The sequence below is a fragment of the Amycolatopsis rubida genome, from assembly GCF_900115345.1.
Classification (GTDB): Bacteria; Actinomycetota; Actinomycetes; order Mycobacteriales; family Pseudonocardiaceae; genus Amycolatopsis; species Amycolatopsis rubida.
Genome location: NZ_FOWC01000002.1, coordinates 641248 through 663491, shown reverse-complemented (window position 1 = coordinate 663491; position 22244 = coordinate 641248). Strand labels below are relative to the sequence as shown.

Genomic DNA, 22244 nt, shown 5'->3' with positions numbered 1-22244 from the left:
GCTTCACAACACCTTCGCCAGCTTCACAAACCGATCCGCGAGCCCGCTGGTGATCTCCTCGAACCACCTGCCGCCCTGATCCGCGGCTGCTAACTCGGGCCGGTCGGTATACCCGTCGATGTCCTGCCAGGCCTTTTCGGAATGGACGTCCACATCGGACACTCTCGGTTGCCTGGGCTGCTCCCGGACCGCCGGTTCCCGAACCAGTTCCCCGCGAACCGCCAGCATCAGCGAAGTCTCGAACTCGCCAGCGTGCCCAGGCACGATGTCCTCCGGATCGAGGACCCGCCAGTAGTCGGTGTGCGCCACCGCAAGCCCGTGCCGAGTCGATGCCGCACCGGCGAACGCGTGGCAGACGCCGACGTTGCCCCCGTGCCCATTGACGATGACCAGCCGTCGCCCGCCCTGCACCGCGATCGAACGGGCCAGATCGTCCAGCACGTGCGACAAAGTCTGCGCCGAAAGGGAAAGGGTCCCGTTGAAGGGCAGATGATGGTCGGAAGCCCCGTACGGAATCGGCGGCGCGAGCAACAACGCCCGCTCAGCCCTCGGCGCGGCCAGTTCGGCCGCGTGCTCGCACACCGCGGCCGCGAGAAAGGCGTCCGTCCCCGTAGGCAGATGCGGCCCATGCTGCTCGGTCGCACCGATGGGCATCAGGACGAGCGCTTCGGAAAGCACCCCGCGCACCGCCGCGCGATCGGCCTCCGCCCAGCGCAACAGTGCGCCCACGAGGTCTCCCCGATACTCCGGTTGGCCTATCTTCCGGTATTTCGTAGAAGTCTTCCTGATTCAGGAAGATAGTCGATCGGGAAGGGAGACGCAATGCCGTTGGCCCGGACGTGGATACGGCCAGGCTCGCACCCGCGACGCGAGCACCGCTGCGTTGGCCGGGGGCGAACAACCGCTTGCTGGCTGAGGGCCATGGCGGCTCGTCCGGTCGCACGTCGCGGACCGGTGAAAGGAAATGCGGATACAAAAGATGTGGCCAGCCGTGGCGATCCTGCTGGTGGGCCGTTTCAGACGTTGAAGCCGCGAACATTCCCAGGGTGAAGACCGTCGCTCACGCCACAAACCCCAACCGCCGCGAGACCTCCTGCCCAACCTGCACCACACCCCGCACTGCGGCTTTCCTCTTCTCCCCAACCAACTGCCGCGCAAACCCCGTCACGCCGACAGCCCCGGCGACAGCCCCCTCGGCGTCAAAGAACGGTGCGGCAAGGCAAGCGATCTCAGCCTGCTCCTCCTCGCTCTCAATCGCATACCCGTCCGCCCGCACCTTCGCCAGCAATGCCAGAAACTGACCCGCGTCAGGAGCGGCGGCCTTAGGCCCGACCCCGCGTGAAAGCCGGGACAGCAACGGCTTCAGCTCAGCCTCTGGAAGATGCGCGGCGATGGCCCGCCCCAAAGCGGTCAGGTCGAACGGGGCGACCTTCCCGCGGTAGGTGTCGAACTGGACGAAACCGGGCGTGGAGGCCTTGGCGACATAAACTATCGAGGCGTCCTCCAAGATCCCCACATGCGCGGGCATTCCCAGGCTTTCCGCAAGCCGCCGCAGGTCGGCCTGTACCAGCGATGGCAGGTCGACCTTCCGCACCAGTTCGATGGCCAGCCCGTACAGCCGCAGGGTGGGGCGCCAGAAGTGACTCCGGCCGACGACCCGGCGCACGGCATACCCCCGCTGCTCCAGCGTGTACGCGATAGACGCGCAGGTGGCGAGCGGCACCCCGGCGGCCTTCGCGAGGGCGGTCAGCGTCAGCGGTTCCTCGGCCCGCACCAGTGCTTCCAGCACGGTCAGCGTCCGGTCCGCGGCCGGCGACGCTGCTTTGCCCGATGCGTCGCTCATCCGGCATCAACCTTTCGGATACCTGTAGTCATCTTCGGAACACGGTAGCGTCCGGTCATCCGGCTGGCTCGATTCGCGCGATCGTCTCCTCGGTCCACGAGCGAATGGCGTCGGCTTGGGCGGGGGTCAATTCATCGAGGAAGTGGCGGCGAATGTTGCTGCCGTGGACCGCCAGAGCCTCCTGGATGACCGAGCGGCCGTGCGCGGTGAGGGCGATTCCGGTGCGCCGTCCGCTGGGGCCGCTGCGGGCCGGGGTGACCAGGTCGCGCGACTCCATTCTGGTCAGCTGGTGCGAGACCCGGCTCTTCTCCCAGCCGAGGGCCTCGACCAGATCGGCGACGCGCGCTTCGTGGCCAGGGGTGCGCCAGAGGGTCACGAGGACGCTGAACTCGGCCTTCGAGATACCGCATGCACGCTGCAGTCCGCGGTCCAGTTCGCGGGTGAGCAGGCGTTGCGCGCGCACCCACGCGTTCCACAGCTCCCAGTCGTCGGGGGTCATGAGCAGGGAGCGTACCTGTGGAGTTGACTCATCAACTCAGGCGGCTCTAGAGTTGATACATCAACTTTGCGGAGGGCGCATGCGGACATTGCTCCAGAACGGGACCGTGGTCAGTCTTGACCCGGCGGTCGGGGATCTTCCGCGCGGGGACGTGCTGATCGAGGACGGGCGGATCGCGGCGGTCGGGCCCGCGATCCAAGCCGACGCCGAGGTCGTCGATGCCGCGGGCAAGATCGTCCTGCCCGGATTCGTGGACACTCATCGGCACACCTGGCAGACGGCGTTCCGCGGGATCGGCGCGGACTGGACGTTCGCCGAGTACCGCGACGTCATGCACGAGACGCTCCGGCGGCACTACCAGCCGGAGGACGTGTACCTCGGCAATCTGCTGGGGCGGCTCGAAGCGCTGAACTCGGGTGTGACGACGATGCTCGACTGGTTCCACTGCTCCGACCGGCCGGAGAACGCCGACGCGGCGATCGACGCCCTCCAGGAGGCTCCCGGAAGGTCGATCTTCTGCTACAGCGCGATGGACCCAGCCGACACCGCCCGCGTGCGGAATCGGCTGCCCGGCGACGAAATGGCCTTCGGGTTGCGCGGGCCGATGGTGACCTCGATGGACACCACCGCGGCCGATGTCGCGTTGGCGAGGGAACTCGGGCTCAGGGTGAGCGTGCACGTCCACCACGCGGCCTGTGACTCGATTCCCGAGATGCGCGAACGAAAACTGCTTGACGACCGTACGACGATAGTTCACGGCAACGGGCTCACCGACACGCAGCTGGCGATCCTCGCGGCCGCGGGCTGTTCGGTGACGCTCAGCCCGGACGTCGAGGTGAAGATGGGGTTCGGGTGGCCGGAAACCGGACGTCTGCTGGCGGCTGGGATCCGGCCGTCGCTGTCCATTGACGACTGCCCGTCCGCGGGGGGCGACATGTTTTCGGCTATGCGCACGGCGTTCGCCGCGCAGCGCGGTCTCGACGGCGGTCTGGTCGCGCGCGATCTGCTTGAGTTCGCCACCGTGGACGGTGCTCGGACCTGTGGCCGCGGCGACCGGGCGGGCAGCATCAGCGTCGGGAAAGACGCGGATCTGGTGCTCATCGACGCGGCGGACCTGTCGGTGTTTCCGGCCAGCGATCCGGTGTCCACAGTGGTCACCGCTGCGCATCCGGGCGTCGTGGACAGCGTCTTCGTCGGGGGCGAGGCAGTCAAGCGGGACGGCCGGTTGCTGGGAGTGGATGTGCCGAAGCTCAGGACCAGGCTGCTGGACTCTCGCGACCGGATCGCGGCGGCGGCCGGATTGGTGATCGGGTGAAAGTTCTGGAGACGGATCGGTTGCTGTTGCGGCGGTTTGCCGAAGCCGACGTCGAGAATCTGGTGCGGCTCGACAGCGACCCGCGGGTGATGCGGTTTCTCGCCGGCGAGCCGACGCCTCGCGCGGAGATCGAGCAGAAGGTGCTGCCGGAGATCCTCGGCGATTACGAACGCGGGCCGGCCGGGCGGTGGGCAGCGGTCGAGAAGACGACCGGCGAGTTCATCGGCTGGATTTCCCTGCAGCCACCGGAAGACGGCAGTACGGCGGAGCTGGAACTCGGCTATCGGCTGCTGGCGAAAGCCTGGGGGCGCGGATATGCGACCGAAGGCGCCCGGGCGGCGATCCACAAGGGATTCACCGAGCTGGGCACGCGGCGGGTGTGGGCGCAGACGATGGCGGTGAACACCCCGTCGCGGCGAGTGCTGGCACGGTCCGGGCTGACGTACCTGCGCACGTTCCACCTGCACTTCGACGATCCGTTGCCGGGCACGGAACACGGCGAGGTCGAGTACGAGCTGACCCGGGACCAGTGGGCGGCCCGGACGAGGTCGCGGTGAACTTCTCCGCCAGGCCGCGAATTAGACTCCTGGTATGTCATCGGGTGCCGCGGGAACCGGCGGGGGAGGGGCGGAGCGCGGGCTGGAGTTCGCGGTGCTCGGACCGGTCCGCGGCTGGTACGGCGGGCGGCCGCTGGAGCTCGGGCCGGTGCTGCGGACGACGATGCTGGTCGCGCTGCTGCTGCGGCCGGACGTGACGGTCAGCCGGGCCGAGCTGGTCGACCGGGTGTGGGGCGAGCATCCGCCGGAGAGCGACGGGGTGCCCGGCTACCTCTACCAGCTGCGGAAATCCCTGGCCGCGGGCGGTGCGGACGCGAAATCCGTGCTCCGGACCGATCCGGGCGGGTACCGCTTCGCCGGGGCGGGCGTCGAGGTGGACGCCGTGCGGGTCGACGAGATCGCCGCCCGGGCCAAGAAAGCCGCCGCGGCCGGCGCGCTCGCCGCGGCGGCCGCGGGGTACGGACAGGCGCTGGCTTTCTACGAGGGCGTTCCGCTGGCCGGACTGCCCGGTCCGTTCGCCGAACGGGAGCGGAGACGGTTCGCCGAACGCCGGATCGGGCTGGTCGAGGGCCGGACGGACGCGTTGATCCGGCTGGGCGATTACGCGTCGGCGATCAGCGAGGTGTCGGCGCTGCTCGCCGAGCATCCCGACCGCGAACCGCTGACCGGGCTGCTCATGCGGGCCCTTTACGGGGCTGGCCGGCCCAGCGACGCGCTTGACACCTGGCGCGAGTTCCGCGTCCGGATGCGCGATGAGCTGGGGCTGGAACCCAGCGAAGACCTGCGTCGCGTGCACGAGGCGGTGCTGCGCGGCGACGACGGAGCGCTCGCCGTCGCGCCGCGGCCGGCCGCGGCGCCCCGGATCCGGGACGAGCTGCCGCACGACGTCGGGGAGCTGGCCGGCCGCGACGACGAACTGGCCCGGCTCGCCGCGCCGGGGAGTGCGGTGTCGGCGGTGGACGGGGTGCCCGGGGCCGGGAAGACGGCGCTGGCGGTGCGCGCGGCCCAACTGCTGCGCGAGGAACATCCCGACGGCTGCCTGTTCGTCGGACTGCACGGGCACAGCACCAGCCGGGCGCCGCTCGCTCCGGTGCGGGTGCTGCGCCGGTTGCTGCGTTCGGCGGGCGTGAACGACCAGAACATTCCGGACGACCTGGACGAGCTGTCCGCGAACTGGCGCGCCGCCACCGCGCCGTTGCGCCTGGTTGTGGTGCTGGACGACGCCCTCAGCGCCGAGCAGGTCCGCCCGCTGCTGCCCGGCGGAACCGGAAACCGGGTGCTGATCACCAGCCGTCGCCGATTGCCCGGGTTGGACGTTGAACGCCGGATTTCCTTGGGCCCGTTGACTTCCGACGCCGCGGCCGGGTTGCTGAGCCGGATCGTCGGCCCGGCGCGCGCGAGCCGGGAACGCGCGGCTGTGCGCGAGCTGGCCAGCCTGTGCGGACGGCTTCCGCTCGCTCTGCGCATCGCGGGAGCCCGGCTGCAGAACCGTCCGATGTGGACTTTCCGGGACCTGGTGGACCGGCTCGCCGACGACACCGGCCGGCTTGGCGAACTGACCGCTGAGGAACGCAGCGTCGAGGCCGCGTTCCGGCTCTCGTACGACCAGCTTCCGGCGGACACGCGACGTGCTTTCCGCACCCTGGGTCGCGCGCCCGCGCCTGAGTTCGACGAACTCGTCCTCGCCGCGATGCTCGGCTGTTCCCGGCGCGCCGCGGAAAGCGTGCTCGAGGATCTGGTCGACGCGAACCTCGTGCAGGCGCCCGCCGCGGGCCGGTACCGGATGCACGACCTGGTCGCGGTCTACGCGCGCCGCCTCGCCGCGGACGAACCCGACGTCGCCAGCGGACTGGAGGTCTACCTGCACGCCTGCCGCGCCGCGAGCGAATGGGACGAACCCGGTTTCCCCAGCGGCCCGGCGTCCACCGCCTCGCCGTTTTCCGGACTGGTGGACGCGTCGGCGTGGCTGGACCGGGCGGGGGACCTGGTGGAAGTGGTCTCGGCCGCGGCCGCCGCGGGCCATCCGGACTACGCGTGCTGGATCGCCGAGGGAGCCGTCGACTACCTCGTGCGGCGCATCCGGTACCGCGAATGCGTTGCCCTGCTGGAAGTCGCCGTGTCCGAAGCAGCCAATGTGGCGGACCGGCGGATGACGACGGCGCTGCGGTTCGGGCTCGGCTGGGCGCACCTCGCGCTGGGCGATTCCGTCCAGGCCCGGCAATGGTGCGAAGAAGGTCTGCGGATCAGCCGGGAAAACGGCGACCGGCGGGAAACCGCGCGGGGCCTGTGCGGGCTGGGAATGGTCGCGATGCTCGCTGGCCCGCTGGACGAAGCGGAACAGGTGCTGACCGAGGCCCGGACGCTGGCCGCGGAGGTGGCGGACAGCTGGCTGGCCGAACGGGCGGTCTCCGGGCTGGGGTACCTGCATTTCAAACAGGGCGAATACGAACGCTCGCTCGCCTGTTTCGCCGAATCGCGGGAAGTCGCGGTTTCGACGGGAAATCCGGCGATGCTGGGCCGGGTGTCCAGCCACATCGGCAGCGTCCGGCTGCATCTGGGCCGTCCGGCGGAAGCGGCGGAACCCTTGCGCGAGGCGGTCGAATTGGCCGAGCGGGTCGACGACCGGTTGTTGCTGGTGAGTTCGCTGTCGCGGCTTGGTTCCGCGGAGCAGGCATTGGGGAGCCTGGATCTCGCGCTTTCGCATCACCTGCGAGCGCTGGGTGCTTTGACCGACCAGATGTCGCCGTGGGCGGAGGTGGAGGTCCGGAACCGGCTGGGGGCTTGTCGGCAGGCGCGAGGTGAGCAGGAGGCGGCGAGGGAGCAGTTCGATCTCGCTGCCGCGGTGACGGCCGGGCTGGACCAGCAGTGGGCAAGTGAGGTTCCGTGAGGGATGCGAAGGATTCGGCGGGCGGAGAAATTCCGGGTTACGCGTTGACCGGACCTCGAAAAGCGCCGCGGGGTCGTGTTTGGGGATGGACTCGCCGACAGGCGTCCACTGCCCCTTCTGAATTTCGACGCTCTCCGTCGTGCTCTTGGTGGTCAAGGTGGCTTTCGCGGTGTGCGAGTCGCCCTTGAGCAGGGTGAGGTTCCGTTCCATCAGGACGGTAAAATGGACTACTTTGCCAACCAAAAGGGCATGTCAATATTTCCCCTGAGAGGCGAGTGGCGCATTGAGGACATTGCCACAAGCTGGAGTCGGAGTCCGTGTCGGTATCTGGGTCGGCACCGTCGATTTTGCCGAGACGGTCGACCGATGACGTTCGTTGGCAGGTGAGTCCGGAGAGTCCGTGGCGAGGGTTTATCGCCACCCTGTACTGCGCCTTTCCCGGTCGAATCAGTGGCTGCCAAACATCTGTCAGCGGTGAATACCTCGACTTCCATGGTGATCCAGAAGAGGGCGGGTATGCCAATCTTTGGAGGAATGTTTCGGCGTTATCGCCAAAGTGAATGTCCATTTTTCGGGGGACCATTCCCTCCTGATCGCGGAATCGGTCGGGTTGTCCAGCCTCCAGCTTCTGGCAGCGGAGGGTTTCTGCGAGGCGGTGCTGTTCGCAGTGCGCCCCGTCGTCGAGGGGGAGAACCTGGAAACCAGCCTGTGTCGCATCGGGGCGGCTCTGGCGGTGGACCCGGGTGCGTTCGTTCTGCGCGGGGCAGGAGAAGATCTCGTCGGCGCGCTTGAGCCCAGCGACGACAGCCAACCGGTCGCGGTGCTGCGCGGGCGAAGGGCCGAGGAGGATTGAGCGTTCCCGGTGGCTTCTGGCCCTCAAGGTCGGAAGCCACCCGGGCGCCGCCTGGGTCAGCGCATTCGCCACAAGTGGTCCGCAGTCCCGTTGTCGCTGAACTGCACCACCTGCGCGCTGTCCGCAGTAGACATCCGGTCCACGCCAAGCACCTTGCCGAAGTTCCGGAACCAGCCGCTGCCGTCGTCAAGCAGCCGCCAGTCGTGGTCGGTGGTGCCGTTGTCGGCGTACTGGGCCACCCTGGCACTGTCCGCAATGGACATGCGGTGCACGCCGAGCACCTTGCCGGAGTTGCGGTTGACGATCCGGAACCAGCCGTCGCCGTTGTCGGTGTACTGGACGACCACCGCGCTGTCCGCAGTGGACATCTGATCGACACCGAGTACCTTGGCCGAGTGGTGGTTGCGGATCCGCCTTCGCCGGGCTCAAAGCCGGTGCGTCGGGCTTCCAGCTCAAGAACACCAGACCGGAGGAACTGCTCACCGCGATCCGCACCGTAGCCGCTGGCTACGCGGTGGTCTCCCCGCGCGTCACCGGCCGCCTGCTGGAGAAATTCCGCCCGCACCTCCCCGACGACGCCACCACCGCCCGCGACGAACGGCTCAGCAGAATCAGCGCCCGCGAACGAGAGGTGCTGGTCCAGGTGGGCTGCGGTTTGTCCAACGCCGAGATCGCGGCCGCCTTGCACCTCGCGGAGGCGACGGTGAAGTCGCATCTGGGGCGGATCCTGCACAAGCTCGAACTCCGCGACCGGGTCCAGGCGGTGATCTTCGCTTACGAGAGCCGCCTCATCCGCCCGGTGTGAGATGGCGGTTTCGAGTATCGGGCCAGTGCGGTGCCGCCGGCAGGACTGTCAACAGATCGGAACCGGGCTGAAGAGGGGTTCATCGGCAGGTCGAGGCGACCTGGGGGCGCCCCCGGGTCGCGGACCTGACCGTTCCGCGCGATCAGCGCTGCGAGTGCTGACCCCGGACCAGCGAAACCGTCTGGCTCCTCGTCCTCGCGACCGAAGCCGACGTGATCGACAGCCAACAGCGGAAGCCTGCCGGACGATGGCTCTCGACGAGGAACTTGGCCGGTCGCCGACCTGCGGAGCGCGTTCGTGCAGGGCGGGCAGTGTCTTCGGCTCGGCTTCATCCGTGGTGATCTGGCGGCCTCACGGACGTTGCGGAGCAGTGGGCATATCCCGGCTGCCGCGCTGAGGTGACGGAATTCGCTGACTTGCGGGGAAGGCGATCGCTATTCGGGAAATGACGAAGAGCATCGCTCAGCGAAAAACGTGAATTGACTGGCTGAAAGCTACTGCCGGATTCCGCGGGCACTCGCGTCGGTGTTCGAGAGCCTGCCCGGGAATGCGTTGATGTGTGCCGCCAGGGCTGCCCGGTCGAGTTGGGCGGGCACGGGGCTGAGCTGTTCGTTGTGGCGTCCGTCGAGGACGTCGGCGACGAACTGCGCGACGATGCCGGGCGGGGGCGCGAGGTGGCCGCGGAGGCGGCGGATCACGGGCGGACGGTCGTTGCCGCGTGGTTCGATCGCGATGGACCAGCCGAGTCGTTCGTCCCAGACGAGCATCAGGTCGCGCCGCGGGAGCGCGGCGGTGCTGGAGCTGAGGCCGAGATAGGCAGTGGCGGTGTCGGTGACCTCGTGCGTCACCGCGTCGAGGGGGACGCCGATCTGCTCGGCGACCTGACGGACGTAGCTTGCCAGCGCGGACTCCAGGCTCGGTGCCGTGGCACCGGGTTCGAGGTCCAAAATGGACAACAGGAGGGTTTCGTCGTCGCGGTCGCGCGCCTTCCGGGCGACGGTGCGTGCGGCGAGGGCGCGGTGCTGCTGATGTTCGCGCAGGTGGGCGGTGCGGCAGGAGGCGAGATGCGCTGCCGTGCCCTCGCTCGGCGGGGCGGGAGTCGAGATCACGGTCGGTACCTCGAAACCCGGAACGTTGAGCGGGGCGGGGATGCGGGTGGGCGCGGCCGGCGTGGTGGTGATCAGAGGACCGACACCGCCGTGGCCTGCGGGCCGCGGTTGCCCTGGCCGACGTCGAACTGCACGCGGGCGTTCTCGTCGAGACTGCGGAAGCCGCCGCCGGTGATTTCCGAGTAGTGGACGAACACGTCGCTGCCACCGTCGTCGGGAGCGATGAATCCGAATCCCTTTTCGGAATTGAACCACTTCACAGTACCCTGGGACATCAGAATTTTTCCTTCTCGCGTCGAGTATGCGGCGCAACCTCGTACGAGGCGGCCGGGTCGCGAGCGTGAAATCAAAGAGCCCCGAAAGGGGACAGAGCCGACGCTCGCCAAAAACCTCTGCGGGCGTCAGGAACAACGAGCACAAAAATCTTTAACCTTGAACAGTGGAGCACACCGGCACGCGGGCCGTCAAGCAAGGGCCCTCCGCTGGCGGTTTCCCTCTGATGCGCGTAGTGTCGACAGGAGCAGGCTCGCGCCGCGCCTCCGACTCTGGGTCACGAGGAACCTTGGCGACGCTGTCCGAGCTGCGACCAAGCCTCTGCCCGAACCCGGTGCGCGTCGACCTGCTCGACGCCGCTGTTCGGTGCTCATGCGTCACCGCCGGCCGTGTTCACCTTCCGGCCTCTTTTCCAGGAGTTTCTTTTGTCGCGCACACCCGTACATTCCCGCAGCGCCCGCGTCCCGGCTTCACCGGTGCTGTTCAGTCATCCCGACTCGCCCGCCGCCGGACGCACGCTCTCCGCCGCCGATCACCGCCGCAGCCGCGGCGTTCGGTTTTCCTCCTTCGCCGCCGGAGCGTCTGCGACGTCGCGCTGGTGAACGCGTCGGCGGGGTAAGGCAGCCTGCTCGCCGAAGTTCGCGGAGCCGGGCTGCTGCGCCGCCGCCACTGCTAGCACGCCGCGGTGATCGTCGCGGACCTGGCGGTGTTCTCTGGACCGTGGGTCGGGTTCGCGTTCCTGGGCGGCACGTGGTGGCAGCTGCTGATCGCGGTTCTGCTGGCCGTGGTGTTCGCGCAGCTGGTGTTCGTCGGCCACGACGCCGGGCACAAGCAGATTTTCCGGACCCGCCGTCGTGCACGGCGGTCTGGTCGGGATGAGCTACCAGCGGCGGAACGACGGGCACAACCGGCACCACGCCGACCCCGGCCACGAGGAGCACGACCCCGACCTCGACCTCCCGGCGCTGGCTTTCACCAGCCGGCAGGCCCGCGTGAAACAGGGTTTTCTCCGCTGGCTGGCCAAGAATCAGGCGGTTCTCTTCTTCCCGCTGCGCACCCTCGATGGGCTCAACCCGCACGTCTTGGGAATCCGGGCGGTGTGGCGCGGCGAGACGAAGATGCGCCGCGTCGAAGGCACCTTGCTGACCGCGCCGTCACGGGCTGCCGCACGCGGTGTTTCTCGTGCTCTCGCCCGGTCACGTTCGTCGTGGTGCACCAAGCCCTCTGGGGCATTTACCTGGGCTGTTCGTTCGCGCCCAACCACAAGGGAATGCCGACGATGACCGGCAGGCCTGCTCCGGCAAATGCTGACCTCGCGCGACATCCGCGGCAGCCTGAACTACCAGATCGAGCACCACCTCTTTCCCGGCATACCCCGCCCGCACCTGCGCCGCACTCACCTGATCGTGGAACGATTCTGCCGTCAGCACGAGATCCCTTACGCACAGAACTGGTCTGCTGCACTCCTGCCGGCCGGTCCTCGGCCACCGGAATCTGCTCGGCGCTCCGCTGCGTGCCGCAGACCGTCTTACCGGTTCGGTGCGGAAGTACTGGGACGGCTGCGCCAGCCACGCCGAAACGGGTTGCGACCTGGGCAAAGCCTGCCTGCCGAGCGGGCAAGGAAAACCGTTCTTGAGGCCGACCCGTTCTGGCGCCCGCAGCTCGCAAGGCAATCGCTGGCGAATCGAGTGTGCGCCATCCTCGTCAACTCGAAGCACACCGGGCGCATGGTGCGGAATCGGGTAGTTGCGCAGCCTGTCCATGAACCCCGCTGATCGGACCAGCAGCCTCGGCGGAGCAAAAGGCCGCTCACGACGCCGTCATCGTGTCGTGTGCGCGCAGCAGGCGGCGAGGGTGGTGACACTGCTGTTGAACGTTGCGGATCGGGTGGTCCGAGGCGGGCCCAGGACTGCTCTGGGACGCTGAATCCGGATCGGAACAGCGGTTTGGCTCATTCTCAAAGCCGAAGTACGACCGCGCTGAGCGGGAATCCGCGGAGGACCACCGGAGGCGCTGTCGCCTGCCGTTTTCCGAGGAGAGGCCACGGAGGCCTTCGCGGGTCGGCGCGAGAACTTGGTCGGGTCAGCTCGGCGGCGCGGCGCTCGGGAGTCCCTGACACCGGTCCTTCCTTCGCGCGGCCCTCGCCGGAAACGGCCACGCGCGCACAAAGACCGGCAAAAGGCAGGCTGGTCCGAGACGGTCGAGGCAATCGCCTGACTCGACGATCGGCACGCGGGCGATGACGGCGCACGGGTTCAGCCGATGCCGGGCACGAGTTGTCGCTGCCGCCCGGTCGTGCGGAACCGGCGCACCGCTCGGCCGGGATCGGGTCTCGGCGAATTCCCGGCTGGATGAGCGCCGACCAGTACGAGTACTGGCGGCGCACCGACCTGACCGTCGACGTGGTGCCCGGGCGGGGAAACGAGTTCTCCCTCGAAGCACCGGAAGGCGTCCGGTTCCAGGTGCGGTCGAGGATGCGCAAGGACGCGGGGGCGAGCGCGCGGCAGCCGCCAGCCCCGGCGCTTCGGCGGACTGGCTTGCCGTAAGCACCCCGGTGGGCTTGGCCCGTCGTTCGCGGAACCCGGGCGGCAGCGGTACCCGGCACAACCGGGCGGCGACGCGGGTGCCGCGGTGTGCGGAGACGAACCGGCGGCCGCGGGTCAACGACTCATCCCCGGCTCACGAGCCGCCGACCGCGCCAACGCGATCTCATCCCGAAGGCCGGAATCCGGGGAACGGCGGCAAAGCCAGGCCCGGTCGCGCTGATTGGACCTGCGGTCCCGCCGTCTGAAAACGAAAAAGGGAGGATGTCATCTCTGACATCTCTCCCGTTCCCATCCTTGTGGTGCCCTCGGCAGGATTCGAACCTGCGACACCTGCCTCCGGAGGGCAGTGCTCTATCCCCTGAGCTACGAGGGCTCGCTTGCGCGACTGGACAGAGCCTAGCGCATGCCCCGTTCCGGTCGTGCACAGGAGGGTGCTTAACGCGGTAGCGTCGAACCGTCGACGCGGAGGGAGGCGGCGGTGAGTGCCGAGCCGTTCCAGGTCAGGGTGGCTGAAGCGGACATCGACGACGTGCGAGCGCGGTTGCGGCGCACTCGGTGGCCGGAAGCGGAGACTGTCGGCGACTGGTCGCAAGGGGTGCCGCTGGGCTATGCCGAGGAGCTGTGCCGCAGCTGGGCCGAGGACTACGACTTCGGGTTCGCCGAGCGGCTCAACGTCTTCCCGCAGTTCCGTCAGGAGATCGACGGCCTCGGGATCCACTTCGTGCACCTCCGTTCGCCGGAGCCGGACGCGTTTCCACTGGTGATCACGCACGGCTGGCCTGGTTCGGTGCTTGAGTTCCTCGACCTCCTCGGCCCGCTGGCCGACCCGCGGGCGCACGGCGGCGACCCGGCGGACGCGTTTCACGTCGTCGCGCCTTCGTTGCCGGGGTACGGCTGGAGTGCCAAGCCGGGCGAAACCGGTTGGGGCGTGCGGAAGATCGCGACGGCTTGGGATCAGCTGATGGTCTCGCTCGGCTACGACCGCTATGGCGCGCAAGGCGGCGACTGGGGTTCGGCGGTCTCGGGCGCACTCGGCGAGGTGGCGCGGGAGCGGGTCGCGGGGGTGCACGTCAACATGGCGGCCGCGCCGACGGGCGACTTCGAGGACGAGACCGCCGAGGAACGCGAAGGCGCGCGAGCGGCGGCGGAGTTCCGGCGCACCGGCCGGGGGTATTCGGGGCAACAGGGCACGCGTCCGCAAACGCTCGGCTACGGCCTGACCGACTCGCCGGCCGGTCAGGCAGCCTGGATCGCCGAGAAGTTCTGGGCCTGGACCGACAACAACGGTCACCCGGAGGACGCGGTCACCCGGCAGCAGCTGCTCGACGCGATCTCGGCGTACTGGTTCACCGCGTCGGCGACGTCGTCCGCGCGGCTGTACTGGGAGAGCTACCGCAGCTTCGGCGATCTCGTCACGGCGCCGTCCGGCATCTCCGTCTACCCGCGCGACATCGTCCGCCCGTCGCGGCGGCAGGCGGAGCTCAAGTACACCGATCTGCGCTGGTTCGAGCGGTTGCCGCGCGGTGGGCACTTCGCGGCGATGGAGCAACCGGCGTCGCTCGTCGAGCAGATCCGCGGGTTCTTCCGGCTCGTGCGCTGATCTTTCCCACCTCGCGGAACAGGGCTGGGAGAAACGCTCCACCAGGCATTAGAGTGAAGTTAGGCTACCCTGTATTGCACATATGCGCATGTCACTATATATTCCTCTCGACACCGAAACCCGGGAGGCGAGCGATGGGACACGGGCACGGCCACGGGCACACCGCCGCTCCGGCGAGCGCGTCCGGCCGCTACGTCCGCGCGCTGCTGATCGCTCTCGCGGTCGGCGCCGGGTTCATGGTGCTGGAGTTCGCGGTCGGCTTCGCGACCGGTTCGCTCGCGCTGATCTCCGACGCCGCGCACATGTTCACCGACGTTCTCGGCGTCGGAATGGCGCTCGCCGCGATCGTGCTCGCCCGGCGCAGCGGGCCGACGCCCAGCCGTACGTTCGGCATGTACCGGGCGGAAGTCCTCGCCGCGCTTGCGAATGCGGTGCTGCTGTTCGGTGTCGCGGGGTACGTGGCGGTCGAGGCGATCGGCCGGATCGCCGACCCGCCGGAGGTGCCCGGCCTGCCGGTGCTGCTCGCCGCGGCCGCGGGTCTCGTCGCCAACGTCGTGTCGTTCCTGGTGCTGCGCTCGGGTGCGAAGGAGAGCCTGAACGTCCGCGGCGCGTACCTCGAAGTGCTGGCTGACCTCGTCGGTTCGGTCGGCGTGCTGCTCAGCGGCGCGATCACGCTCACCACCGGCTGGCGCTACGCCGACCCGATCATCGGTGTCGCGATCGGCCTCTTCGTGCTGCCGCGCACCTGGGCGCTCGCCCGCCGCGCGCTGCGGATCCTGTTCCAGCACGCGCCCGCCGGTGTGGACGTGGGCGAGATCAGCACCGAACTCGCCGCGCTGCCGGGCGTCGCGGACGTGCACGACCTGCACGTCTGGACCCTCACCTCGGGTATGGAGGTCGCTTCGGCGCACCTGACGATGCAGGCCGGCGCCGAACAGTCCACCGTGCTCACCGAGGCGCAGGACCTGCTGTCGGTCCGCTACGAGATCAAACACGCGACGCTGCAAGTCGAGGGACCGCAATGCGCCCGCCGGTGCACGGAGCTGTCCTGGTAGACCGGGGGTTATGCGCAAGGACTTCGACCCCGCACAGCTGGCCCCGAACGCGTTCTACCACCTGATGACCGCGACCGTCGTACCGCGGCCCATCGCCTGGGTGTCGAGCATTTCCCGCGACGGAGTGGACAACCTCGCGCCGCATTCGTTCTTCACCGTCGCCTCGGCCGCGCCCGCGGTCCTGCAGTTCACCTCGGTCGGCCGGAAAGACACCCTGCGCAACGTCGAGGCGACCCGGCAATTCGTGGTCAACCTCGCGCCCGAGCCGCTGTTCGAGCAGATCAACGCCACCGGCGCGGATTTCCCGCCGGAGCTGAGCGAATTCGACGAGGCCGGGCTGACCCGCGAGCCGAGCCTGAAGGTCCGCCCGCCGCGGGTGGCGGAATCGCCGGTGGCATTCGAATGCGAACTGCACAGCACGGTGGGTTTCGGCCGCTCGACGGTGGTGTTCGGCCGGGTCGTGCACCTCGCGGTCGCCGAGAACGTTCTTGACGGCGACCATCCGCTGATCGAGCGGCTGCGGCCGCTGTCCCGGCTGGGGCGCGACGAATGGGGGACGCTGGGCGAGGTCAAGGACCTGGCGCGGCCTGCGTACAAAAGCTCGGGAGCGCTCTAGGGGAAAGGCAGCGGCTGCGCGTCCCGCCCCTTCAGCATGAGCTTCATCTGGTCCATCTCCGCCCCTTGAGACACCAACATGCTGCGGCACAACGCTTTCACCGCGTCATTGGACGTGTGGTCCTGCGCGTACTCGGCCATCGCCACACCGCCCTGGTGATGCCGCAGCATCAGCTGCAGGAACTCGACGTCCAGCGCGCGGCCGGACAGCGAGCGCAGCTTCGCCAGGTCCGCGTCGGTGGCCATGCCCGGCATCGGCGCGCCGCCCGCCGGGCTGCTCGTCGGCATCCGCATGCCCGCGTGGCCCATCGGCTCGGTCATCCACGTCATGTACGCGCCGGTCGCCTGTTCGGGCTGGTCCCACAGCATGAGCCAGCCCTTCATCCGCCCGACCTGCTCGGTCTGCGTGCGCTCGATGTCGAACGCGAGCTGGCGGATCTCTGGGTCGGTGGAGTGGTCGCGCGCCCAGCCGGCCATGGTGACCGCCTGCAGGTGGTGCACCGACATGTCCTGGGCGAACCCGACCTCGACCGAACCCGCACCCGGCGTCGCGGGCACCGCGTCGCCGCCGTCGGTGAGCCGCGTCGCGAAGACCCCGATCGCGGCCCCGACCAGCAGCACCGCGATCAGCGTCCCGCCGATGACCACCCACCGGGACCAGCCGGTCCGTTCCACCGGCGCGGACTCCCCGGCGAACTCGGCGGTCTCGGCGGAGCGGGCGGTTTCGACGCCGCCCGCCTCATCCTGGCCGGAGTGGCCGGAGCCGTCTTCGGTGCGGCTCACGGTCACTGCCCGGCCGGCGGGGTCCCCGGCATGCCGCCCTGCTCGCCCTGCGCCCCGGTGCTGCCCTTGTAGTCCATCGGCTTCGCGTCCTTGCCCGGCTTGCTCGGGTCGAACTTCGGCGGGTTGGCCGGGTCGAACATGCCCTTGCCGAGCGCGTCGCACGAGGCGCCGATCTCCGGGTACACACCGTTCGGGTTGGTCCGCAGCGCGGCGATGAACTGGTCGATGCGCGGGTCGTCGGCGCTGTCCAGCTTCAGCTGGTGGCCCCACGACTGCAGCGAGATCGGCTTGTCCAGGCCAGGGTAGGGCGACATCATCGTGTAAGGCTTGCCCTTGACCCGCGCCTCGAGCAGCGGGATCTGATCGCCCTTGACCTGGTCCGGGTTGTAGGCGATCCACACCGTGCCGTGCTCAAGCGCGTGCACCATGTTCTCGTTGCGCACCGCGGTCGGGTACACGACGCCGGTGCAGGTGGCCCAGTAGCCGTCGTGCGGGCCGCCGAAGGGCGGGCTCTGGTCGTAGGCCACCCGTTCGGTGGGCAGAATGTGCACCGATCCGGCGTATTGCTTGGTGACCACGCCGGGGATCTTCTTCGACGGGTCCGGGTTGCTCGCGGTCGGCGCGAAGGACGCCGCCGCCTCGTCCCGGGAGGCCTGGTCGCGCTTGGGCGCGGAGGCCTGCAAGTAGTAGACGATGACGCCGGCCAGCAGGGCGACCACCACGACGACGCCGATGATGGTGCCCCAGGGCGTACGCTTGCCCATGACGACCGAGCGGTTCTTCGCCGCCTTCACCGCGGATGCGGACGAGCCCTTCTTCTTGGTGGTCCCGTTGGCCATGATTGCCGAGATCTCCTCGTGAGAGCGGGGGAGGGATCCGGACGGACCCTGCCGGTAGCCCAGTGTAGAGACCGCGCGTGCGATCACCGTGAACACCCACGGGCGCCCCGGCGAGGGGGAACATCCGCCTCCGGTGTGCCCGCCGTCTCGCCAGCCTGTACCGCCGGAAGCGCGCGGCTGAAGCGCACCTAGAATTCGGCGAGTGACTCCCGCCGCTCTCGCCGATCTGGTCCGCAGCTCCGCCGTGCAGGTCCTCGCCGCACGCGGCGTCGACGCCGCCGTGCTGCCGGAGACCGTGACCATCGAACGCCCGCGCAACCCGGACCACGGAGACTACGCGACCAACCTCGCGCTGCAGGTGGCCAAGAAGGCGGGGATGGCCTCCCGCGAATTCGCCGAGGCGCTCGCCGAGGTCGTCGCCGGCGCCGACGGCGTGACCGCGGCCGAGGTCGCCGGACCGGGCTTCCTGAACTTCCGGCTCGCCGCCGACGCGCAGGGCGAGGTCGTGCGCCAGGTGCTGGCCGCGGGCGCGGAGTACGGCCGCGGCGACGCGCTGGCCGGGCGCCGGATCAACCTGGAGTTCGTCTCCGCGAACCCGACCGGCCCGATCCACCTCGGCGGGACGCGCTGGGCCGCGGTCGGCGACGCGCTGGGCCGGGTGCTGGGCGCACAGGGCGCGGAAGTGATCCGCGAGTACTACTTCAACGACGCCGGCGCGCAGATCGACCGTTTCGTGCGTTCGCTGATCGCCGCCGCGAAGGGCGAGCCCGCGCCGGAGGACGGTTACGCGGGCGGCTACATCAGCGACATCGCGGCCGAGGTGATCAAGGCCGAGCCGAGCGCGCTGAGCCTGCCCGAGGACGAGCGGCACGAGACGTTCCGGCGCATCGGCATCGACCTGATGTTCAGCCAGATCAAGCAGAGCCTGCACGAGTTCGGCACCGATTTCGACGTCTACTTCCACGAGAACTCGCTGCACGAGTCCGGCGCGGTCGCCGCGGCGGTGCAGGAGCTGAAGGACTCCGGCAACCTCTACCTCGCCGACGGCGCCTGGTGGCTCAAGTCCAGCGAGTACGGCGACGACAAGGACCGGGTCGTGCTCAAGAAGGACGGCAACCCGGCCTACATCGCGGGCGACCTGGCCTACTTCAAGGACAAGCGCAACCGCGGCGCCGACCTGTGCATCTACATGCTCGGCGCGGACCACCACGGCTACATCGCGCGGCTCAAGGCGGCCGCCGCGGCGTTCGGCGACGACCCGGCGACGGTCGAGGTGCTGATCGGCCAGATGGTGAACCTGGTCAGCGACGGCAAGCCGGTGCGGATGTCCAAGCGCGCGGGCACCGTGATCACGCTTGAGGACCTCGTGGAGGCGGTCGGCGTCGACCCGGCCCGCTACGAGCTGATCCGCTACTCCGTCGATTCCTCTTTGGACATCGATTTGGACTTGCTGCGCAAGCATTCCAACGACAACCCGGTCTACTACGTGCAGTACGCGCACGCCCGGTTGTCGTCGCTGCGGCGCGGTGCGGCGGACCTGGGCCTCAAGATCGGCGAGGACGTCGATTTCGGGCTGCTCACCCTGCCCGCCGAAGGCGACCTGATCCGCACCATCGGCGAATTCCCCGCGGTGGTGCGCCGGGCGGCGGAGATGCGCGAACCGCATCGCGTGGCCCGCTATCTTGAGGAACTGGCCGGCGCGTACCACAAGTTCTACACCGTGGGCCGGGTCCTCCCGCAGGGCGACGAGGAGGCCACTCCCCTCACGTACGCCCGGCTCGCCCTGTGCGAAGCCGCGCGCCAGGTCCTGGCGAACGGCCTGTCGCTGCTCGGTGTCTCCGCTCCGGAACGGATGTAAACCATGGCGCACCCCGCGGGCCCCCGCCACGCCGACGTCTACCCCCATGCCGACGCCTCCGGGTTCCCGCCCGCGAGCGCGGGCGAACTCGACCAACTGCCCGCGAAAGTGTGGCCGCGCAACACTTATCGCGCCGCGGACGGCGTCGTCCGAATCGCCGGCGTCGACGTGCGCGATCTCGCGCAGACATACGGCACACCGCTGTTCGTGGTCGATGAGGCGGACTTCAAGTCCCGCTGCGCCGACTACGCCGAGGCGTTCGACGACCCGGCGCTCGTGCATTACGCGTCGAAGGCGTTCCTGTCCGTCGAGATCGCCCGGTGGGTGGCCGAACAGGGCCTGAGCCTCGACGTCTGCAGCGGCGGCGAACTCGCCGTCGCGCAGCGCGCGAACTTCCCGGTGGAGCGGATCACGTTCCACGGCAACAACAAGTCAGTCGCCGAACTGGACGCGGCCGTCGAGGCAGGCGTCGGCACCGTCGTGGTCGACTCGTACTACGAGATCGCCCGGCTCGCCGAAATCGCCGCCGCGCACGAGGTCGAGCAGAAGGTGCTCGTCCGGGTGACGGTCGGCGTCGAGGCGCACACCCACGAATTCATCGCGACCGCGCACGAGGACCAGAAGTTCGGTTTCTCGCTGGCTTCCGGCGATGCCGCCGAAGCCGTGCGCCGGGTGCTGAACGCGCCGTCGCTGAAGCTGGTCGGGCTGCACAGCCACATCGGTTCGCAGATCTTCGACGCGGACGGTTTCGAGGTCGCCGCGCGCCGTGTCGTCGGGCTGCTCGCCGAGCTGGCCAAGGAGCACGGCCGGGACCTGCTGGAGCAGATGAACGTCGTCGACCTCGGCGGCGGTTTCGGCATCGCCTACACCGAAAAGGACAACCCGCCGCCGCCCGCGCAGATGATCACGCAGATCCGCGAGATCGTCCGCAAGGAATGCGCGTACGCGGAGCTTCCGGTGCCGCGCATCGCGGGCGAACCCGGCCGCGCGATCGCCGGTCCGGGCACGTTCACGCTGTACGAAGTGGGCACGATCAAGGACGTCGCGCTCGGCGACGAGACCGCCCGCCGGTACGTCAGCGTCGACGGCGGGATGAGCGACAACATCCGCACGGCGCTCTACGACGCGGTGTACGACTGCCGGGTGGTTTCGCGGTCGGCCTCCGACGGCGACGAGCCGGTGACCCCGGCGTTGTCTCGCGTGGTGGGAAAACACTGTGAGTCCGGTGACATCGTCGTCCGAGACTGCTGGCTGCCAGACACGCTGGCTCCCGGCGACCTGCTGGCCGTCGCGGCGACCGGCGCCTACTGCTACGCGATGGCCAGTGGTTACAACCGGCTGCCGCGGCCCGCGGTGGTCGCCGTGCGCAACGGCGCCGCCCGGCTGCTGCTGCGCAGGGAGACGACGGACGACATGCTGCGCCTGGAGGTTTGAGAAGTGTCCACTGTGTCTCCGAAAGGCCTGTCTCCAACCGACCGCGCGCCCATCCGGGTCGCGATGCTCGGCTGCGGCACGGTCGGCAGCGAGGTCGCCCGGCTGCTCACCGAACAGGCCACCGAGCTGGCCGCTCGTGCGGGCGCGCCGGTGGAACTGGTCGGCATCGCGGTCCGGCGTCCGGACAAGCACCCGGAACTGCCCGCCGAACTGCTGACCGACGACGCCGCGGCGCTCGTGGTCCGCGACGACGTGGACGTCGTGGTCGAGCTGGTCGGCGGGATCGACCCGGTGCGCAGCTGGCTGCTCGCCGCGCTGAACGCGGGCAAATCCGTGGTCACCGCCAACAAGGCGCTGCTCGCCGAGCATTCGGCCGAACTGTTCGAGGCGGCCGACGCCAGCGGAGCGGACCTCTACTTCGAGGCCGCCGTCGCCGGGGCCATCCCGCTGCTGCGCCCGCTGCGCGAATCGCTGGCGGGCGACCGGATCACCCGCGTGATGGGGATCGTCAACGGCACCACGAACTACATTCTCTCCGCGATGGACGCCACCGGCGCGGGCTACGCCGAAACGCTCGACGAGGCGAGCCGGCTCGGGTACGCGGAAGCGGATCCGACTGCGGACGTCGACGGCTACGACGCCGCGTCGAAGGCCGCGATCCTTGCCTCGCTGGCGTTCCACTCGCGAGTCACCGCGAAAGACGTGCACCGCGAAGGCATCGCCGACGTCACGGCGTCCGATCTGGCCGCGGCGCGCACGCTCGGCCGCACGGTGAAGTTGCTGGCGATCTGCGAACGCGTGACCGCGGACGACGGCACGGAATCGGTGTCCGCCCGCGTGCATCCGGTGATGATTCCGCGCAGCCACCAGCTTGCCGGCGTCAGCGGCGCGTTCAACGCGGTCTACGTCGAAGCCGACGCGGCCGGCGAGTTGATGTTCTACGGCCAGGGCGCCGGTGGCGCACCGACCGCCAGCGCGGTGCTGGGCGATCTCGTCGCGGTAGCGCGCAACCAGGTGCACGGCGGCCGCGGCCCGCGCGAATCGGCGCACGCCGCGCTTCCGGTGCGGCCGATGGGCCAGACGCCGACGCGCTACCACGTGAGCCTCGACGTCGCGGACCGCGCGGGGGTGCTCGCCCAGGTGGCGCAGGCGTTCGCCGCGCACGGCGTGAGCATCGCCGCGGTGCGCCAGCGCGACGCGAACGACACGGCGAGCCTCGTCGTGGTCACTCATCTCGCACCCGACGCGGCTTTGCAGTCCACTGTGGACGAAATCGCGAAACTCGATGTGGTGCACGAGGTTGTCAGCGTGATGCGGGTGGAAGGCGAAGACCAGTGAGCGCAGCTTGCCAGCGAACCGTGGATATCGAGGCG

General features: G+C 69.2%; 20 protein-coding genes, 1 tRNA gene and 2 pseudogenes. 14 read left to right on the top strand and 9 right to left on the bottom strand.

Translation table 11 applies throughout. The annotated features are described in order from the left end of the window. Positions 1-3 precede the first annotated feature (3 nt). The 3 genes from BM362_RS12080 to BM362_RS12070 form a co-directional block, all read right to left on the bottom strand. On the bottom strand, positions 4-729 hold the full coding sequence (locus tag BM362_RS12080) for a creatininase family protein (RefSeq protein WP_167545274.1): 726 nt from the start codon (positions 727-729) through the stop codon (positions 4-6). Positions 730-1060: 331 nt separating this feature from the next. Next, positions 1061-1843 (bottom strand): IclR family transcriptional regulator, encoded by a 783-nt coding sequence (locus BM362_RS12075; protein WP_067576321.1) that lies wholly within the window; start codon positions 1841-1843, stop codon positions 1061-1063. 55 nt (positions 1844-1898) lie between these two features. Next, on the bottom strand, positions 1899-2342 hold the full coding sequence (locus BM362_RS12070) for a MarR family winged helix-turn-helix transcriptional regulator (protein ID WP_067576322.1): 444 nt from the start codon (positions 2340-2342) through the stop codon (positions 1899-1901). 79 nt (positions 2343-2421) lie between these two features. On the opposite strand from BM362_RS12070, the gene BM362_RS12065 reads away from it, so the two are divergent. The 4 genes from BM362_RS12065 (at position 2422) to BM362_RS12050 (ending at position 7954) form a co-directional block, all read left to right on the top strand. Then, positions 2422-3657 (top strand): amidohydrolase family protein, encoded by a 1236-nt coding sequence (locus BM362_RS12065; protein ID WP_167545273.1) that lies wholly within the window; start codon positions 2422-2424, stop codon positions 3655-3657. After that, positions 3654-4214 (top strand): GNAT family N-acetyltransferase, encoded by a 561-nt coding sequence (locus BM362_RS12060; RefSeq protein ID WP_093573155.1) that lies wholly within the window; start codon positions 3654-3656, stop codon positions 4212-4214. The genes BM362_RS12065 and BM362_RS12060 overlap by 4 nt, the downstream gene beginning before the upstream one ends. Positions 4215-4248: 34 nt before the next feature. After that, complete coding sequence (locus BM362_RS12055; protein WP_093573154.1) at positions 4249-7101, top strand: AfsR/SARP family transcriptional regulator; 2853 nt, start codon at positions 4249-4251, stop codon at positions 7099-7101. A gap of 526 nt (positions 7102-7627) precedes the next feature. Next, positions 7628-7954 carry a hypothetical protein gene (locus BM362_RS12050; RefSeq protein WP_143132412.1) on the top strand — a complete coding sequence of 109 codons (327 nt, stop codon included), beginning with the start codon at positions 7628-7630 and terminating at the stop codon, positions 7952-7954. Positions 7955-8010: 56 nt separating this feature from the next. On the opposite strand, the pseudogene BM362_RS12045 reads toward BM362_RS12050, so the two are convergent. Further along, positions 8011-8367: pseudogene (locus BM362_RS12045) on the bottom strand (RICIN domain-containing protein); the annotation flags it as partial. 101 nt (positions 8368-8468) lie between these two features. Here BM362_RS12045 and BM362_RS12040 point away from each other — a divergent pair. After that, positions 8469-8759 carry a response regulator transcription factor gene (locus BM362_RS12040; RefSeq protein WP_244287126.1) on the top strand — a complete coding sequence of 97 codons (291 nt, stop codon included), beginning with the start codon at positions 8469-8471 and terminating at the stop codon, positions 8757-8759. 494 nt (positions 8760-9253) lie between these two features. Here BM362_RS12040 and BM362_RS12035 read toward each other — a convergent pair whose 3' ends face one another. Next, the gene (locus BM362_RS12035; protein WP_244287125.1) at positions 9254-9868 is read right to left on the bottom strand and encodes a DUF6292 family protein; all 615 of its coding nucleotides are present in this window, start codon (positions 9866-9868) and stop codon (positions 9254-9256) included. A 71-nt stretch (positions 9869-9939) separates the two neighbouring features. Further along, positions 9940-10143: a cold-shock protein gene (locus tag BM362_RS12030; RefSeq protein ID WP_067576327.1), complete on the bottom strand. Its 204-nt coding sequence runs from the start codon at positions 10141-10143 to the stop codon at positions 9940-9942. An 873-nt stretch (positions 10144-11016) separates the two neighbouring features. Between BM362_RS12030 and BM362_RS48825 the strand changes: the two genes are divergently transcribed. The 3 genes and pseudogenes from BM362_RS48825 to BM362_RS12020 all read left to right on the top strand — a co-directional run. Next, entirely contained in the window at positions 11017-11424 is a 408-nt protein-coding gene (locus tag BM362_RS48825) for a fatty acid desaturase family protein (RefSeq protein WP_244287124.1), read from the top strand. A gap of 21 nt (positions 11425-11445) precedes the next feature. Then, complete coding sequence (locus BM362_RS50480; RefSeq protein ID WP_244287123.1) at positions 11446-11916, top strand: fatty acid desaturase; 471 nt, start codon at positions 11446-11448, stop codon at positions 11914-11916. Between the two features lie 567 nt (positions 11917-12483). Next, positions 12484-12687 (top strand): annotated as a pseudogene (locus BM362_RS12020) (DUF779 domain-containing protein); the annotation flags it as partial. A 297-nt stretch (positions 12688-12984) separates the two neighbouring features. Here the strand turns inward: BM362_RS12020 and BM362_RS12015 are convergent. Continuing rightward, positions 12985-13060, bottom strand: a tRNA-Arg gene (locus BM362_RS12015). A gap of 105 nt (positions 13061-13165) precedes the next feature. Between BM362_RS12015 and BM362_RS12010 the strand changes: the two genes are divergently transcribed. The 3 genes from BM362_RS12010 (at position 13166) to BM362_RS12000 (ending at position 15958) form a co-directional block, all read left to right on the top strand. Continuing rightward, positions 13166-14287, top strand: a complete 1122-nt coding sequence (locus BM362_RS12010; protein ID WP_093573151.1) for an epoxide hydrolase family protein — start codon at positions 13166-13168, stop codon at positions 14285-14287. Positions 14288-14421: 134 nt separating this feature from the next. Further along, on the top strand, positions 14422-15342 hold the full coding sequence (locus BM362_RS12005) for a cation diffusion facilitator family transporter (RefSeq protein ID WP_093573150.1): 921 nt from the start codon (positions 14422-14424) through the stop codon (positions 15340-15342). Between the two features lie 10 nt (positions 15343-15352). After that, positions 15353-15958 carry a flavin reductase family protein gene (locus tag BM362_RS12000; RefSeq protein ID WP_093573149.1) on the top strand — a complete coding sequence of 202 codons (606 nt, stop codon included), beginning with the start codon at positions 15353-15355 and terminating at the stop codon, positions 15956-15958. Here BM362_RS12000 and BM362_RS11995 read toward each other — a convergent pair. Both BM362_RS11995 and BM362_RS11990 read right to left on the bottom strand, forming a co-directional pair. Further along, positions 15955-16632 (bottom strand): DUF305 domain-containing protein, encoded by a 678-nt coding sequence (locus tag BM362_RS11995; protein WP_067576613.1) that lies wholly within the window; start codon positions 16630-16632, stop codon positions 15955-15957. The two genes, BM362_RS12000 and BM362_RS11995, sit on opposite strands and share 4 nt — an antisense overlap. A gap of 110 nt (positions 16633-16742) precedes the next feature. After that, on the bottom strand, positions 16743-17579 hold the full coding sequence (locus BM362_RS11990; RefSeq protein ID WP_208865171.1) for a thioredoxin-like domain-containing protein: 837 nt from the start codon (positions 17577-17579) through the stop codon (positions 16743-16745). Positions 17580-17781: 202 nt separating this feature from the next. Between BM362_RS11990 and argS the strand changes: the two genes are divergently transcribed. Genes argS through BM362_RS11975 form a run of 3 tightly spaced genes read left to right on the top strand, consistent with a single transcriptional unit; the run spans position 17782 to position 22209 of the window. Then, positions 17782-19437, top strand: coding sequence for an arginine--tRNA ligase (argS, locus tag BM362_RS11985; RefSeq protein ID WP_067576333.1), 1656 nt, complete (start codon positions 17782-17784; stop codon positions 19435-19437). 3 nt (positions 19438-19440) lie between these two features. After that, on the top strand, positions 19441-20871 hold the full coding sequence (gene lysA / locus BM362_RS11980; RefSeq protein WP_067576334.1) for a diaminopimelate decarboxylase: 1431 nt from the start codon (positions 19441-19443) through the stop codon (positions 20869-20871). Between the two features lie 12 nt (positions 20872-20883). After that, positions 20884-22209 carry a homoserine dehydrogenase gene (locus tag BM362_RS11975; RefSeq protein ID WP_255366056.1) on the top strand — a complete coding sequence of 442 codons (1326 nt, stop codon included), beginning with the start codon at positions 20884-20886 and terminating at the stop codon, positions 22207-22209. Positions 22210-22244 lie beyond the last annotated feature (35 nt).

Excerpts from the sequence above, each read along its gene's own strand:
- BM362_RS12030 (WP_067576327.1), bottom strand. The coding sequence starts at position 10,143 with ATGTCCCAGGGTACTGTGAAGTGGTTCAATTCCGAAAAGGGATTCGGA.
- BM362_RS12055 (WP_093573154.1), top strand. The coding sequence starts at position 4,249 with ATGTCATCGGGTGCCGCGGGAACCGGCGGGGGAGGGGCGGAGCGCGGG.
- BM362_RS12070 (WP_067576322.1), bottom strand. The coding sequence starts at position 2,342 with ATGACCCCCGACGACTGGGAGCTGTGGAACGCGTGGGTGCGCGCGCAA.
- BM362_RS12065 (WP_167545273.1), top strand. The coding sequence starts at position 2,422 with ATGCGGACATTGCTCCAGAACGGGACCGTGGTCAGTCTTGACCCGGCG.
- BM362_RS12075 (WP_067576321.1), bottom strand. The coding sequence starts at position 1,843 with ATGAGCGACGCATCGGGCAAAGCAGCGTCGCCGGCCGCGGACCGGACG.
- lysA (WP_067576334.1), top strand. The coding sequence starts at position 19,441 with ATGGCGCACCCCGCGGGCCCCCGCCACGCCGACGTCTACCCCCATGCC.
- BM362_RS12005 (WP_093573150.1), top strand. The coding sequence starts at position 14,422 with ATGGGACACGGGCACGGCCACGGGCACACCGCCGCTCCGGCGAGCGCG.
- BM362_RS12000 (WP_093573149.1), top strand. The coding sequence starts at position 15,353 with ATGCGCAAGGACTTCGACCCCGCACAGCTGGCCCCGAACGCGTTCTAC.
- BM362_RS50480 (WP_244287123.1), top strand. The coding sequence starts at position 11,446 with ATGCTGACCTCGCGCGACATCCGCGGCAGCCTGAACTACCAGATCGAG.
- BM362_RS48825 (WP_244287124.1), top strand. The coding sequence starts at position 11,017 with ATGAGCTACCAGCGGCGGAACGACGGGCACAACCGGCACCACGCCGAC.
- BM362_RS11990 (WP_208865171.1), bottom strand. The coding sequence starts at position 17,579 with ATGGCCAACGGGACCACCAAGAAGAAGGGCTCGTCCGCATCCGCGGTG.